The sequence below is a fragment of the Citrobacter sp. Cf136 genome, assembly GCF_030333815.1.
Classification (GTDB): domain Bacteria; phylum Pseudomonadota; class Gammaproteobacteria; order Enterobacterales; family Enterobacteriaceae; genus Citrobacter; species Citrobacter freundii.
This window is the reverse complement of the sequence record NZ_JAOWFE010000040.1, coordinates 110,247-124,074: the sequence shown is the minus strand read 5'-3', so window position 1 is coordinate 124,074 and position 13,828 is coordinate 110,247. Positions and strand designations below refer to the sequence as shown.

General features: G+C 52.1%; 11 protein-coding genes. 4 read left to right on the top strand and 7 right to left on the bottom strand.

Annotation, left to right across the window (positions count from 1 at the left end):
• Window positions 1–26: 26 nt before the first annotated feature.
• The 4 genes from hofC to nadC form a co-directional block, all read right to left on the bottom strand.
• A complete protein-coding gene (gene hofC, locus OGV98_RS19885) occupies window positions 27–1,229 on the bottom strand; it encodes a protein transport protein HofC (RefSeq protein WP_044712923.1) in 1,203 nt (400 codons plus the stop codon).
• Window positions 1,219–2,601, bottom strand: a complete 1,383-nt coding sequence (gene gspE / locus OGV98_RS19880; protein WP_138828188.1) for a type II secretion system protein GspE — start codon at window positions 2,599–2,601, stop codon at window positions 1,219–1,221. The genes hofC and gspE overlap by 11 nt, the downstream gene beginning before the upstream one ends.
• 9 nt (window positions 2,602–2,610) lie before the next feature.
• The gene (gene ppdD, locus OGV98_RS19875) at window positions 2,611–3,048 is read right to left on the bottom strand and encodes a prepilin peptidase-dependent pilin (protein ID WP_174329563.1); all 438 of its coding nucleotides are present in this window, start codon (window positions 3,046–3,048) and stop codon (window positions 2,611–2,613) included.
• A 243-nt stretch (window positions 3,049–3,291) separates the two neighbouring features.
• Window positions 3,292–4,185, bottom strand: a complete 894-nt coding sequence (gene nadC, locus OGV98_RS19870; RefSeq protein WP_003837454.1) for a carboxylating nicotinate-nucleotide diphosphorylase — start codon at window positions 4,183–4,185, stop codon at window positions 3,292–3,294.
• 87 nt (window positions 4,186–4,272) lie between these two features.
• Here nadC and ampD point away from each other — a divergent pair, with 87 nt between their 5' ends.
• Both ampD and ampE read left to right on the top strand, forming a co-directional pair.
• A complete protein-coding gene (ampD, locus tag OGV98_RS19865) occupies window positions 4,273–4,836 on the top strand; it encodes a 1,6-anhydro-N-acetylmuramyl-L-alanine amidase AmpD (RefSeq protein ID WP_003018719.1) in 564 nt (187 codons plus the stop codon).
• Window positions 4,833–5,687: a beta-lactamase regulator AmpE gene (gene ampE, locus OGV98_RS19860; protein ID WP_202580779.1), complete on the top strand. Its 855-nt coding sequence runs from the start codon at window positions 4,833–4,835 to the stop codon at window positions 5,685–5,687. Before ampD ends, ampE begins: the two co-directional genes overlap by 4 nt.
• 92 nt (window positions 5,688–5,779) lie before the next feature.
• On the opposite strand, the gene OGV98_RS19855 is transcribed toward ampE, so the two are convergent.
• The 3 genes from OGV98_RS19855 to aroP all read right to left on the bottom strand — a co-directional run bounded on the left by OGV98_RS19855 (window position 5,780) and on the right by aroP (window position 9,667).
• Window positions 5,780–6,730 (bottom strand): glycoside hydrolase family 43 protein, encoded by a 951-nt coding sequence (locus OGV98_RS19855; protein WP_057101873.1) that lies wholly within the window; start codon window positions 6,728–6,730, stop codon window positions 5,780–5,782.
• Window positions 6,730–8,136, bottom strand: a complete 1,407-nt coding sequence (locus OGV98_RS19850) for a glycoside-pentoside-hexuronide (GPH):cation symporter (protein WP_003018705.1) — start codon at window positions 8,134–8,136, stop codon at window positions 6,730–6,732. The genes OGV98_RS19855 and OGV98_RS19850 overlap by 1 nt, the downstream gene beginning before the upstream one ends.
• 157 nt (window positions 8,137–8,293) lie before the next feature.
• Window positions 8,294–9,667, bottom strand: coding sequence for an aromatic amino acid transporter AroP (aroP, locus tag OGV98_RS19845; RefSeq protein WP_202580778.1), 1,374 nt, complete (start codon window positions 9,665–9,667; stop codon window positions 8,294–8,296).
• Between the two features lie 564 nt (window positions 9,668–10,231).
• Here aroP and pdhR point away from each other — a divergent pair.
• Together pdhR and aceE are read left to right on the top strand one after the other, a co-directional pair.
• Complete coding sequence (gene pdhR / locus OGV98_RS19840) at window positions 10,232–10,996, top strand: pyruvate dehydrogenase complex transcriptional repressor PdhR (RefSeq protein WP_174329560.1); 765 nt, start codon at window positions 10,232–10,234, stop codon at window positions 10,994–10,996.
• A 163-nt stretch (window positions 10,997–11,159) separates the two neighbouring features.
• Window positions 11,160–13,823 carry a pyruvate dehydrogenase (acetyl-transferring), homodimeric type gene (gene aceE, locus OGV98_RS19835; protein ID WP_003837462.1) on the top strand — a complete coding sequence of 888 codons (2,664 nt, stop codon included), beginning with the start codon at window positions 11,160–11,162 and terminating at the stop codon, window positions 13,821–13,823.
• The last annotated feature ends 5 nt before the right edge of the window (window positions 13,824–13,828 follow it).

Genomic DNA, 13,828 nt, shown 5'->3' with positions numbered 1-13,828 from the left:
GTTACGTCGCCATCCGGCATTTGAATTTATCCCACTCCGCTCATCGCATCTCCCAAATGGAAAATCGGTAAATACATCGCGACAACCAGCGTACCGATGATAAGCCCCGTAATGACCAGCAACGCAGGCTCAAGTAATGCAGCCAAATTCTCAGCTTGAGCCAGGGTTTTCTCGCCATGGTGATGCGCGAGATTGCGCAGCATTGCATCCAGCGAGCCGGAAGCTTCACCTGTTCGGACCAGCTGTATGCACAATGGGCTGAATTCACCGCTATTTTTAAGCGCTAACCAGACCGGCTTTCCGGCGCTAATGTCGTGCTGAACCAGCGCTAAACGTTGCGACCAGAAAGGATTAGCCAGCGTTTCGGTAACGCTCTCAAGACCCTGCAAAAAGGGAATGCCCGCATTTTGCGTTAACGCCAGAACGGTGAAGATCTGCGTGAGCTTTTGCCCTCTCACCATCGGCCCTATAACCGGGAGGCTGAGCAGCAATTTCTGGCGCAGAACGAGCCAGTACGGTTTCTGATTTATCAAATGATGTGCCGCAACCGCTACCAGGCCAAGTGCTACCGCCAGCCATCCCCATTGGCTGCTATAGTGTGCGATGGTAATAATCCACTGAGTGAGGGCCGGTAGCGGGGTGTTGAATGTCTGGTAGATGGCGGCAAACTCAGGGAGTACAAACTGCAACATCGCAAATACGACCAACACCGCCATTGTGATGATGATAATCGGATAGCGCAGGGCTTTTTTAACTTTATCAGCAAGTTGCTGTTGTTTCTTTTGCTGGTAGGCGAGTTCAAAACAGCAGTCGTCCAGCTTACCCGTAAGCTCTCCGGTGCGGATCATTGCCTGGTAAAGGGGCGGAAAAACGTGTTGCCATTGTGATAGCGAGGTGGAGAGGGTAATGCCCTGTTCCATATCGTAAGCCAGCGTACGCAGTAGCGCCTGCCATTGACTGCTGGGATGCTGTTCAGCAAGCAGAGCTAGCCCTGTTGAGAGCGTTAACCCTGCTTTTAGCAATGTCGCCAACTGGTGTATGGTTTCGGCACTTCTTGTACGGCTCCAGTGCGAGGTTTTGACACGCATACGTTTAATGCGTAGCGGCGTAATCTGTTGTTTCTCAAGAGCCAGCATTAATGACGGTTGGGTATCGGCCCATAGTGTACCTTCCAGCGATTTACCTTTGTTGTTAATGCCTTGCCAGCGCCAAAGCTGTTTAGCGGACATGAGGCATGCCCAGTACACGAATCAGCTCTTCAAATGTCGTTAATCCTTGCTCGACGGCCTGACAGCCATTCTCGAAAAGCGTTCTCCCTGATAGCTGAGCATCAGGTTCCACTCCGTCTACGGGGGCGTCACTGGCAATACTCTGACGTAATGCCGGAGTAACAGGGAGTACTTCAAACAATGCCGTACGGCCATAAAATCCGTGATAACAATGTTTGCAGCCAGGGGCCTGCCAATTCGGTAGTGGTGTAGGCCAGACAGCTTTCGGGAGTGTGATAGGCGTACTCTGACGTTGTCGGCAATGGGGGCACAACTTTCTGACCAATCGCTGTGCAATGACGAGCGTCAGCGCGGAGGCGATCATCCAGCGTGCGACCCCCATTTGTTGCAGACGCACCAGCGTTTCACTGGTGGAATTGGTATGCAGCGTAGAAAGAACCAGATGACCGGTTTGTGCGGCTTTAAGGGCTATTTCTGCTGTTTCTCCATCGCGGATTTCACCCACCATGATAATGTCGGGATCCTGACGCAACAGAGCACGTAAGACTCCCTGAAAAGTCAAACCGGCGCGTGGGTGAATTTGCGTCTGGTTGATGCCTGCGATCGGGATCTCTACCGGATCTTCCACGCTACAGAGATTAACATCTGGCGTGTTTCGGGTTTGCAGCGCACTGTACAGTGTGACCGTTTTACCGCTTCCGGTAGGCCCGGTAACCAGAATCAGCCCCTGAGGCTGCTGCAAGGCTTGCGAAAATGCGGCCAGCTGCGCGTCTTGCATTCCCAGTGCGGCGATCTCCAGTGACTGCTCGACCTGATGAAGTAGCCGCAACACGACTTTTTCGCCGTAGCGACAGGGCAGGGTGGCGATGCGAAACGAGATAGGTTCTCCTGAAATCTCAACGGTAAATTGTCCGTCTTGTGGAAGCCGATGCTCGGCAATATCCAGACTGCCCAATACTTTTAACCTCGCGGTGATGGCAATGCCCATCTCGGTCGTGACTTCCGGTAAAGCGTGGAGTACTCCATCCACACGTAATCTGATCCGATAGTGATTTTCCGCTGGCTCAAAATGAATATCAGAAGCCCGTTTCTCCAGAGCGGAATGAAACGTCTGATTCAGCAAGTCTGCTGCGCTGGCGCTGCTTTTTGTGACTACTGCAGGGAGCATTTTCTGCGGTGTATGCATGTGGCCTTCCATTTGCTGACGTGTCCAGCAGACAATGTCGATGCGCCGGGTGGTGGCAAAATGCAGTGCATCCAGCAGTTCGTGTGATGGGGCGTCTACGACGGCGATATGCACCACTTCATTGTCTGCATCCAGTAATATTCCCTGATAACGTTGGCATAGCGCTGTAAGCTGGGTGGTATTCATCTCTGTTCCTTAGTGGGTATCGAAGCGGAAAACATCTTCACAGGCCTGCTGCAATGCGCTGTCGTTCTGGATGATGCAGTTACGGTTCCAACCGGTAATGCCGTTGGCATTGTCCCAAGCCGGCGTCATGGTGATGCTTAACCCGTTCAGGCTTTCCTGCCCACTAAGGCTGACAACGCCTTTATCAATGCTCATGGCTGAGACGTAACGGGTAGTTGTTGGAGTGGGAATACCATTCGTTCCGGCATCGCAGGTATCTGTTCCTCCATGCTCCAGTGCACAGAGCTCAACCGCTGTGCGATAGGGGACAAAGGTTTGCAGCATGTCTGTCAGCGCGGCCTTGCGCAGATAGTTTTGATATGCCGGAATACCGATGGCGCTAAGAATGGCAATAATGCCAATCACCACCATGAGTTCGATAAGCGTAAAGCCTCGTTGCTTGTTCATTGTTCACTCCTTGAGTTTGCTGGCGCTACTTTGGCAAACCGACGGGAGGACGGCGAGAGACAAAAAACAGAATGGGAAGGCGGATTCCGAGAACTTTTACGAAATTACAGAATCAGACAATGTATTTGCTAAGAGGCTCGAAGAAACTGCCGGATGGCGGCGTAAATGCCGTATCCGGCTTACAGAATAAACCTGTGTAGGAGGCCCGATAAGCGAAGCATCATCGGGCAATACAATCAGCAATTAGCGAAAACGCATGGAGAGATCGAGAGCGCGAACATGTTTGGTCAGCGCGCCAACAGAGATGAAATCCACGCCGGTTTCGGCAAATTCGCGCAGCGTTTCATGGGTGACATTGCCCGAGACTTCCAGACGCGCCTGGCCGTTGGTGCGTTTTACCGCTTCGCGCATTTGGTCGGTTTCGAAGTTATCGAGCATGATGATATCGGCCCCGGCTTTCAGCGCGTCGTCCAGCTCATCCAGGCTTTCTACTTCGACTTCAACCGGCACATCCGGGTGCAACCAGAATGCTTTTTCTACGGCCTGACGTACCGAGCCGGAAGCAATAATGTGGTTTTCTTTAATCAGGAAAGCGTCGGACAGCCCCAAACGATGATTCGCGCCGCCGCCGCACAATACGGCGTATTTTAGCGCGGTACGCAGTCCTGGCAGGGTTTTACGCGTATCCAGCAGTTGGGTCTTGGTCCCAGCTAACAGGTCGACGTATTTACGCACCTCGCTTGCTACACCTGAAAGCGTCTGCACAAAATTAAGCGCGGTACGTTCACCGGTCAGTAACACGCGGGAAGGGCCGTCCAGTTCAAACAGTGGCTGATTAGCCTTAATGCTGTCGCCATCTTCGACATGCCAGGTGATGTTTACATCATCGCCAGCCAGTTGAATAAAGACCTCTTCCACCCAACGTTTCCCACAAAAAACGCCATCTTCGCGGGTAATTACGGTAGCGTGGGAGCGCATGTCTTCGGGTAAAAGCTGTGCGGTGATATCGTTATTGGCATCAACTTCTCCGCCTAAATCTTCACGCAGCGCCTGAGCGACAGCGGCAGGGATATCGAGATTTATGCGTTCCAACAGCGCGTCACGTCGGTAGTCAGGGTTATAGCGGCGAGGCGGCATGATAAAACTCCAAATTGCTAACGAATCATAAGGTGGAAACATGCTACCCTGAACCTGATATGAGCACCACCAATAAGGAGATTCTGCATGTTGTTAGACGAGGGCTGGCTGGCAGAGGCGCGACGCGTTCCCTCTCCGCATTACGATTGCCGCCCGGATGACGAAAACCCTTCTCTGCTGGTGGTGCATAATATCAGCCTGCCGCCCGGCGAGTTTGGCGGCCCGTGGATAGACGCGCTGTTTACTGGCACGATTGATCCCAACGCCCATCCTTATTTTGCCGGAATCGCCCATTTGCGCGTTTCGGCCCATTGTTTAATTCGCCGTGATGGTGAAATCGTGCAGTATGTCCCCTTTGATAAACGCGCCTGGCATGCCGGCGTCTCGAGCTATCAGGGCCGTGAACGCTGTAATGATTTCTCAATTGGTATTGAGCTGGAAGGGACGGATACGCTGGCCTATACCGACGCGCAGTACCAGCAACTGGCAGCCGTGACCAATGCCCTGATTACGCGTTATCCGGCTATTGCTAACAATATGACAGGACATTGCAATATTGCGCCCGAGCGTAAGACCGATCCCGGGCCCTCATTTGACTGGGCAAGGTTTCGCGCCCTGGTCACCCCCTCGTCGCACAAGGAGATGACATGACGCTGTTTACAACATTACTGGTGTTGATTGTTGAACGCCTGTTTAAGCTGGGTGAGCACTGGCAGCTTGATCACCGGGTTGAAGCTTTTTTCCGCCGGATTAAGCATTTCTCGATGATGCGTACGGTAGGCATTACTCTTATTGCGATGGGAGTGACGTTTCTGCTACTGCGCGCACTTCATGGGCTGCTGTTTAACGTTCCGTTGCTGGTGGCGTGGATCTTAATTGGCTTGCTGTGCATCGGCGCAGGCAAGGCGCGCCTTCACTATCACGCTTACCTGAACGCGGCCGCTCGCGATGACGCTCACGCTCGTGAGGCGATGGCCAGCGAGCTGACGCTTATCCATGGTGTTCCGCCGGACTGTGACGAGCGTGAGTTCCTGCGTGAACTGCAGAACGCGCTGTTATGGAACAACTTTCGCTTTTACCTGGCGCCGTTATTCTGGCTGATTGTCGGTGGCCCGTGGGGACCTGTGACGCTGGTTGGTTATGCCTTTTTACGTGCCTGGCAGTCCTGGCTGGCGCGCTATCAGACACCGCACCAGCGTCTGCAATCGGGTATTGATGCGATCCTGCATGTGCTGGACTGGATCCCGGTGCGTCTGGCGGGCGTGGTCTATGCGCTGTTAGGACACGGCGAGAAGGCGTTGCCAGCCTGGTTTGCGTCGCTTGCTGATCTGCACACGTCGCAATATCAGGTGCTTACGCGTCTGGCGCAGTTCTCGCTGGCGCGCGAACCTCATACCGATAAAGTCGAAACGCCAAAAGCGGCTGTTTCGATGGCGAAGAAGACCTCGTTTGTGGTGGTGGTGATTATTGCGTTGCTGACCATTTATGGGGCATTAGTATAGCGTTGTGCCGGATGGCGCTAACGCTTATCCGGCCTACAATGGAAAAACGTGTAGGCCCGGTAAGCGTTAGCGCCACCGGGCAGTGCAACGGTTTAGTTCGTATCAGCAGGCGGGATGCCAAAATCTGGCATGCCGTTTTCGTCCCAACGCACGAGCTTCAGACGAGTGTGGCGGTTTGGGTCGTACAGCGGATCGCCCTCGATTTCAGTGTAATTTCTCGCGTGATACACCAGCACATCTTCACCTTCTGGCGTTTGCGTAAAGCTGTTGTGTCCTGGCCCAAACTGGCGGTTTTCATAGCTGGTGGTAAAGACCGGGCGCGGTGATTTGTGCCAGTTCTGCGAGTTGAGCGGATCTGCGTCTAAGTCAATCCACAATAATCCCATACAGTAGTTCTCATCAGTAGCGCTGGCGGAATAGCTGATAAACAACTTGTCGCCGTGAACCATGACGGCAGGACCTTCGTTGACCCAAAAACCCCGGCATTCCCAGTCATATTCAGGATGGCTTAGCATGACCGGCTCGCCTTTAATCGTCCATGGATTTTCCAGTTCTGCGAGATAGATATTGGAGTTTCCGGCGATATCGGGCGATTTCTGCGCCCATAGATACCACTGTTTTCCCTGATGGTTAAAGGTGGTGGCATCGAGCGCAAAGGTATCAAACTGCGTTTTAATCTGACCTTTCTCCGTCCACTTTCCGGTCAGCGGATCGGCGTCGGCACATTCGAGCGCAAACATGCGATGCTGGAACATCCCCAGCTTGTCGAGCGACTGTGTGTGGGTGGCGGCAAAATAGATGTACCACTTGCCTGCCAGATGATGGATTTCGGGCGCCCAGATGAGTTGGCTCATGGGGCCGCTTTCTGGCTTGCGCCAGATGATAACCGGGGCGGCGGTGCGCAACCCTTCCAGCGAGTCGGCCCGGCGTATCTCCAGCCGGTCATATTCAGGTACTGAAGCAATGAAATAGTAGTGGCTACCGTCACGTAAGATAAACGGATCGGCACGCTGTTCAATAAAGGGATTTGGCCACTGATTCATTAGGCTTTCCTTACGGTTTCAGTCGTTTTTATATCGTGGTATTCATTCAGTTCACGGTAGTTGGCGCGGCGCTTTTCTAAATCTGTCTGGATTTGCTGCATAAACTCGCGGTCAACTTTCAGCAGACGAACCACGCCTGCAGTAATCAGGTAGCCTGCGCCAGGTATGATGGTAAACAGCAGCATAATACCGTTAATGGCGGAGTCGCTTTGCGCTTTCGCCCCAGCGTCGTAGCCGTACCAGGAGAGCAGGAAGCCGACCATCGCTCCGGCAATCGCCAGACCCAGTTTCAGGAAGAACAGGTTACCGGAGAAGCTGATTCCGGTGATACGTTTACCGGTTTTCCACTCGCCATAGTCATCGACATCCGCCATCAGCGACCAGTGCAGCGGGGATGGGATCTGATGCAGGATGTTGAGCAGGAAGTAGAGCACCATAATCATCATGGTGGCTTTCGGATCGAAGAAGTAAAACGCGGCGGAGAAAATCGCCAGGATGATATTGGTCCAGAAGAACACTTTCAGTTTGCACCAGCGATCGGTTAACACCTTCGCCAACATGCTGCCGATCATCATGCCTACAACGCCAAGACTGATAAACAACGTCGCAAATTGTGTACTCTGCTGCATAACCCAGGTCACGTAGTACATGGTGGCAGCCATGCGAATAAAACCCGGACAGACGTTGCACAGGGTTAACAGCAGAATTTTTACCCACTGATCGTTCTTCCACACATCTTTTAGATCGGCTTTTAAATCGTCATTGGTCGGGACGGCAGGACGGACACGCTCACGGACGGTTGCAAAGCAGAACAGGAACATACACATGCCGATGAAGGCCAGTACCGCCATCGCCATTTGATACCCTTTGGCTTTGTCTTCCCCGCCGAACCAGTCGGCCATGGGGAGCAGGGTGAGTGACAGCAGCAGAGTTGCAATTCCTACCAATACAAAGCGATATGACTGGCAGGCGACGCGTTCTTGCGGATCGTTGGTGATGACGCTGCCGAGAGAGCAATAGGGGATATTGATCGCCGTATAGGTAATTGAGAGCAGGAAATAGGTAACAAAGGCATAGATAACTTTGCTGTTATAGGTCCATTCCGGGGTGGTAAACATCAATACGCTGAATAATGCGTATGGGAAAGCCATCCACAAAAGCCATGGACGAAATCGACCATATTTGCTGCGCGTACGGTCGGCCATTGCGCCCATAATGGGATCAGTAACGGCATCAATAACGCGTACTGAGAGCAGTAATACGCCGACCAGAGCAGGCGCCAGACCAAAAATGTCTGTGTAAAAATAGTTAACAAACAACATGATGGCGCCAAAGATGATGTTGCATCCGGCGTCGCCCATTCCATAGCCAATCTTTTCTTTCACCGTGAGCTTACTGGTTTCCATCAACTGCACTCCATGAATGAGATATGGAGAGAATTATTGTCTGGTACCGGTGTTTTTGCGTTGCAGGATAACGCCGCTGATATGGACTAAACAGTCGTGAGTGGGAAAGTGTGAGGCAGGTAACAACCCCCACCTGGCGCAGGTGGGGGAGGAAAAATTAATGTGCTTTAACCGTGCCGGCCGTTTTCTGTTTGAACAGGTAACCAATGCCAAGAATAGCAATCCATACCGGGATTAAGTACACCGAGATCGCCATGCCCGGCGTCATCAGCATAATCACCAGTACTGCAGCCATGAAAATCAGGCACACCCAGTTACCCAGCGGATAGAGCAGCGCCGGGAAGCGGGTGGTAACACCCTGCTGCTGTTTGGCTTTGCGGAACTTCATGTGCGCAAGGCTAATCATTGCCCAGTTGATCACCAGTGCGGAAACTACCAGCGCCATCAACAGGCCAAAGGCAGATTCTGGCGCCAGGTAGTTGATCAGCACGCACAGAGCCGTCACCAGTGCGGAAACCAGAATGGTGTTCACCGGCACGCCGCGCTTGTCGACGTTCATCAGCGCTTTCGGCGCATTGCCCTGCTGTGCCAGACCGAACAGCATACGGCTGTTGCAGTACACACAGCTGTTATAGACAGAAAGGGCAGCAGTCAGCACCACGATGTTCAGGGCATTAGCAACAAACGTGTCGCCCAGTTCGTGGAAAATAAGGACAAACGGGCTGGTATCAGCCGTAACGCGCGTCCACGGCATCAGGGAAAGCAGAACCGCCAGCGAACCCACATAGAAAATCAGGATACGGTAGATAACCTGGTTGGTTGCTTTGGGAATGCTTTGCTCCGGGTTATCCGCTTCTGCTGCGGTGATCCCAACCAGCTCCAGCCCACCGAAAGAGAACATGATAATCGCCATCATCATCACCAGACCGGTGAAGCCATGCGGCAGGAAGCCCCCCTGGTTCCACAAGTTGCTGACGCTGGCCTGCGGCCCGCCGTTGCCGCTGAACAGCAGCCAGCCGCCGAAGATGATCATCGCGACGACAGCAATGACTTTAATAATGGCGAACCAGAACTCCATCTCACCAAACACTTTCACGTTGGTCAGGTTAATGGCGTTGATAATCAGGAAGAAGGCTGCAGCAGAGGCCCAGGTTGGGATCTCCGGGTACCAGAACTGGATATATTTACCGACTGCAGTCAGCTCAGCCATGGCAACCAGCACGTACAGTACCCAGTAGTTCCAGCCAGAGGCGAAACCCGCGAAACTGCCCCAGTATTTATAAGCAAAGTGGCTAAAGGAGCCTGCTACCGGCTCTTCAACCACCATTTCACCTAACTGACGCATAATCAAAAAGGCGATAAAGCCGGCAATAGCGTAACCCAGAATAATACCCGGTCCTGCAGACTGGATAACGGATGCGCTACCGAGGAATAACCCGGTACCAATCGCGCCACCCAGCGCGATTAGCTGTATATGGCGGTTCTTAAGACCGCGCTTGAGCTGATCGCCATGCTGTTGACTTTCCATCATGAAACCTCGTGTGTGGTTTTACTCTTCATATTTCGAGTACTTATTTTTTGAACTACGCAGTAATGCGTGTGTAAGTTTGCAATTCCGTTTGTTGTATTAATTTGTTTACAGATGCTTTTTATAAAATGTTGCCTTAACGCTTTTGTCTTGATCAGAATAATGATATGCGAGCGCGAATGCACCTGCTTTATGCGGGGAAGATGACGAGTTGAATAAAAAGAAACCATTTGTAAATGCGAGTTTATCTACCACAAAATTTCCATTTTGAATTTCTATTCATTAATAGTGGTTTAAGTATCGATAAATAAGCAGGTGAATCGGTTCAGATGAGATAATTTTTCGTTTCAATTCCGTTAAAACTACCTCGAGGTGGGTAAATTTAACATTTGTGCATAGTTACATGTTTGAAACGTTATTTCTGTAATGTTGTTAAAATATGCCTCCTTTACTGATTTCAATCAAAACCTGTATGGACAGAAGGTGAATACTTTGTTACTTTAGCGTCAAGAACATGAAATTGGTAAGACCAATTGACTCCGGGCAAATGGCTTAAGACAGGAAATCATGGCCTACAGCAAAATCCGCCAACCAAAACTCTCCGATGTGATTGAACAGCAGCTGGAGTTTTTAATTCTTGAGGGGACACTTCGCCCCGGAGAAAAACTCCCACCGGAACGCGAGCTGGCAAAACAGTTCGACGTCTCCCGCCCCTCCTTACGCGAGGCGATCCAACGCCTTGAAGCGAAGGGGTTACTGCTTCGTCGTCAGGGCGGTGGCACTTTTGTTCAGAGCAGCCTGTGGCAGAGCTTTAGCGACCCACTAGTAGAGCTGCTCTCCGACCATCCTGAATCCCAGTTTGACCTGCTTGAGACGCGCCATGCGCTGGAAGGGATTGCAGCTTATTACGCTGCACTGCGCAGCACGGATGAAGACAAAACGCGTATCCGTGAACTCCACCATGCGATCGAGCTTGCTCAACAGTCCGGCGATCTTGACGGTGAATCTGATGCAGTACTCCAGTATCAAATTGCTGTCACCGAAGCGGCACATAATGTGGTGCTGCTCCATTTGCTAAGGTGTATGGAGCCGATGCTGGCCCAGAACGTTCGGCAAAACTTCGAATTGCTGTATGCGCGTCGTGAAATGCTGCCACTGGTTAGCGGTCACCGTACCCGTATTTTTGAAGCAATTATTGCCGGGAAGCCGGAAGAGGCGCGTGAAGCGTCCCACCGTCACCTGGCGTTTATCGAAGAGATTCTGCTGGACAGAAGCCGTGAGGAAAGCCGTCGTGAACGCGCCTTACGCCGTCTGGAGCAACGAAAGAATTAGTGATTTTTCTGGCAGAACGTTAACCAGAAGATGTTGTAAATCAAGCGCCATATAAAGTGCGCGGCAACTAAACGCAGAACCTGTCTTATTACGCTCTCTGGCGAGAACGTAATGGGACAGGTTCCAGATAACTCAACGTATTAGATAGATAAGGAATACCCCCATGTCAGAACGTTTCCCAAATGACGTGGATCCGATCGAAACTCGCGACTGGCTACAGGCGATCGAATCGGTCATCCGTGAAGAAGGTGTTGAGCGTGCTCAGTATCTGATCGACCAACTGCTTTCAGAAGCCCGCAAAGGCGGCGTGAAAGTAGCGGCAGGTGCAGGGGCCAGCAATTATGTAAACACTATTGCCGTTGAAGATGAACCGGAATACCCGGGCAATCTGGAGCTGGAACGTCGTATTCGTTCTGCTATCCGTTGGAACGCCATCATGACCGTACTGCGCGCGTCTAAAAAGGACCTCGAGCTGGGTGGCCACATGGCATCCTTCCAGTCCTCCGCAACGGTATATGATGTTTGCTTCAACCACTTCTTCCGTGCACGCAACGAGCAAGATGGCGGCGATCTGGTGTACTTCCAGGGCCACATCTCTCCGGGCATCTACGCACGCGCATTCCTGGAAGGTCGTCTGACTGAAGAGCAGATGAACAACTTCCGTCAGGAAGTACATGGCAAAGGCCTGTCTTCCTACCCGCACCCGAAACTGATGCCAGAATTCTGGCAGTTCCCGACCGTATCTATGGGTCTGGGCCCAATCGGTGCTATCTACCAGGCTAAATTCCTGAAATATCTGGAACACCGTGGTCTGAAAGATACCTCTAAACAAACCGTTTACGCCTTCCTGGGCGACGGCGAGATGGATGAGCCAGAATCAAAAGGTGCGATCACCATCGCGACCCGTGAAAAACTGGACAACCTGGTCTTTGTTATCAACTGTAACCTGCAGCGTCTTGACGGCCCGGTAACCGGTAACGGCAAGATTGTTAACGAACTGGAAGGCATCTTCGCGGGCGCTGGCTGGAACGTTATCAAAGTCATGTGGGGCGGTCGTTGGGATGAGCTGCTGCGTAAAGACACCAGTGGTAAACTGATCCAGCTGATGAACGAAACCGTTGACGGCGACTACCAGACCTTCAAATCCAAAGATGGCGCATATGTACGTGAGCACTTCTTCGGTAAATACCCGGAAACCGCAGCACTGGTTGCTGACTGGACTGATGAGCAGATTTGGTCTCTGAACCGCGGTGGTCACGATCCGAAGAAAGTTTACGCTGCACTGAAAAAAGCGCAGGAAACCAAAGGCAAAGCAACTGTAATCCTCGCCCATACCATCAAAGGTTACGGCATGGGTGACACCGCTGAAGGTAAAAACATCGCTCACCAGGTTAAGAAAATGAACATGGACGGCGTGCGTTATATCCGCGACCGTTTCAACGTTCCTGTGACCGATGAGCAGGTTGAAAACCTGTCTTACATCACCTTCCCGGAAGGTTCTGAAGAGCACACTTATCTGCACGCTCAGCGTCAGAAACTGCATGGCTACCTGCCAGCTCGTCAGCCGAACTTCACTGAGAAGCTGGAACTGCCGGCTCTGGAAGACTTCGGTGCGCTGCTGGAAGAGCAGAACAAAGAAATCTCCACCACTATCGCTTTCGTTCGTGCCCTGAACGTGATGCTGAAGAACAAGTCGATCAAAGATCGTCTGGTTCCGATCATCGCTGATGAAGCACGTACTTTCGGTATGGAAGGTCTGTTCCGTCAGATCGGTATCTACAGCCCGAACGGTCAGCAGTACACCCCGCAGGACCGTGAGCAGGTTGCTTACTATAAAGAAGACGAGAAAGGTCAGATCCTGCAGGAAGGTATCAACGAACTGGGTGCTGGCGCATCCTGGCTGGCTGCTGCGACCTCTTACAGCACCAACGATCTGCCGATGATTCCGTTCTACATCTACTACTCCATGTTCGGGTTCCAGCGTATCGGTGACCTGTGTTGGCAGGCAGGCGACCAACAGGCTCGTGGCTTCCTGATTGGTGGTACTTCCGGTCGTACGACGCTGAACGGTGAAGGTCTGCAGCACGAAGATGGTCACAGCCATATTCAGTCTCTGACTATCCCGAACTGTATCTCTTACGATCCGTCTTACGCGTACGAAGTTGCGGTCATCATGCACGATGGTCTGGAGCGTATGTACGGTGAGAAACAAGAGAACGTTTACTACTACATCACCACGCTGAACGAAAACTACCACATGCCGGCAATGCCAGCAGGTGCCGAGGAAGGTATCCGTAAAGGTATCTACAAACTCGAAACCCTCGAAGGTAAGAAAGGTAAAGTTCAGCTGCTGGGCTCCGGTTCTATCCTGCGTCACGTCCGTGAAGCAGCACAGATCCTGGCGAACGACTACGGTGTAGGTTCTGACGTTTACAGCGTAACCTCCTTCACTGAACTGGCGCGTGATGGCCAGGATTGTGAGCGCTGGAACATGCTGCACCCGATGGAAACTCCGCGCGTTCCGTACATCGCTCAGGTGATGAACGACGCTCCGGCAGTAGCATCTACTGACTATATGAAACTGTTTGCCGAACAGGTTCGTACTTATGTACCGGCTGATGATTATCGCGTACTGGGTACCGACGGTTTCGGTCGCTCTGACAGCCGTGAAAACCTGCGTCACCACTTCGAAGTTGATGCTTCCTACGTGGTTGTAGCGGCCCTGGGCGAACTGGCTAAACGTGGCGAAATCGATAAGAAAGTGGTTGCAGACGCAATCACCAAATTCAACATCGATGCAGATAAAGTTAACCCGCGTCTGGCGTAAGAGGT

Bases quoted from the DNA above. Each gene is read 5' to 3' on its own strand.
- ampE (WP_202580779.1), top strand. From the start codon at position 4,833: ATGACGCTGTTTACAACATTACTGGTGTTGATTGTTGAACGCCTGTTT.
- OGV98_RS19855 (WP_057101873.1), bottom strand. From the start codon at position 6,730: ATGAATCAGTGGCCAAATCCCTTTATTGAACAGCGTGCCGATCCGTTT.
- aroP (WP_202580778.1), bottom strand. From the start codon at position 9,667: ATGATGGAAAGTCAACAGCATGGCGATCAGCTCAAGCGCGGTCTTAAG.
- gspE (WP_138828188.1), bottom strand. From the start codon at position 2,601: ATGAATACCACCCAGCTTACAGCGCTATGCCAACGTTATCAGGGAATA.
- hofC (WP_044712923.1), bottom strand. From the start codon at position 1,229: ATGTCCGCTAAACAGCTTTGGCGCTGGCAAGGCATTAACAACAAAGGT.
- ampD (WP_003018719.1), top strand. From the start codon at position 4,273: ATGTTGTTAGACGAGGGCTGGCTGGCAGAGGCGCGACGCGTTCCCTCT.
- aceE (WP_003837462.1), top strand. From the start codon at position 11,160: ATGTCAGAACGTTTCCCAAATGACGTGGATCCGATCGAAACTCGCGAC.
- ppdD (WP_174329563.1), bottom strand. From the start codon at position 3,048: ATGAACAAGCAACGAGGCTTTACGCTTATCGAACTCATGGTGGTGATT.
- pdhR (WP_174329560.1), top strand. From the start codon at position 10,232: ATGGCCTACAGCAAAATCCGCCAACCAAAACTCTCCGATGTGATTGAA.
- nadC (WP_003837454.1), bottom strand. From the start codon at position 4,185: ATGCCGCCTCGCCGCTATAACCCTGACTACCGACGTGACGCGCTGTTG.
- OGV98_RS19850 (WP_003018705.1), bottom strand. From the start codon at position 8,136: ATGGAAACCAGTAAGCTCACGGTGAAAGAAAAGATTGGCTATGGAATG.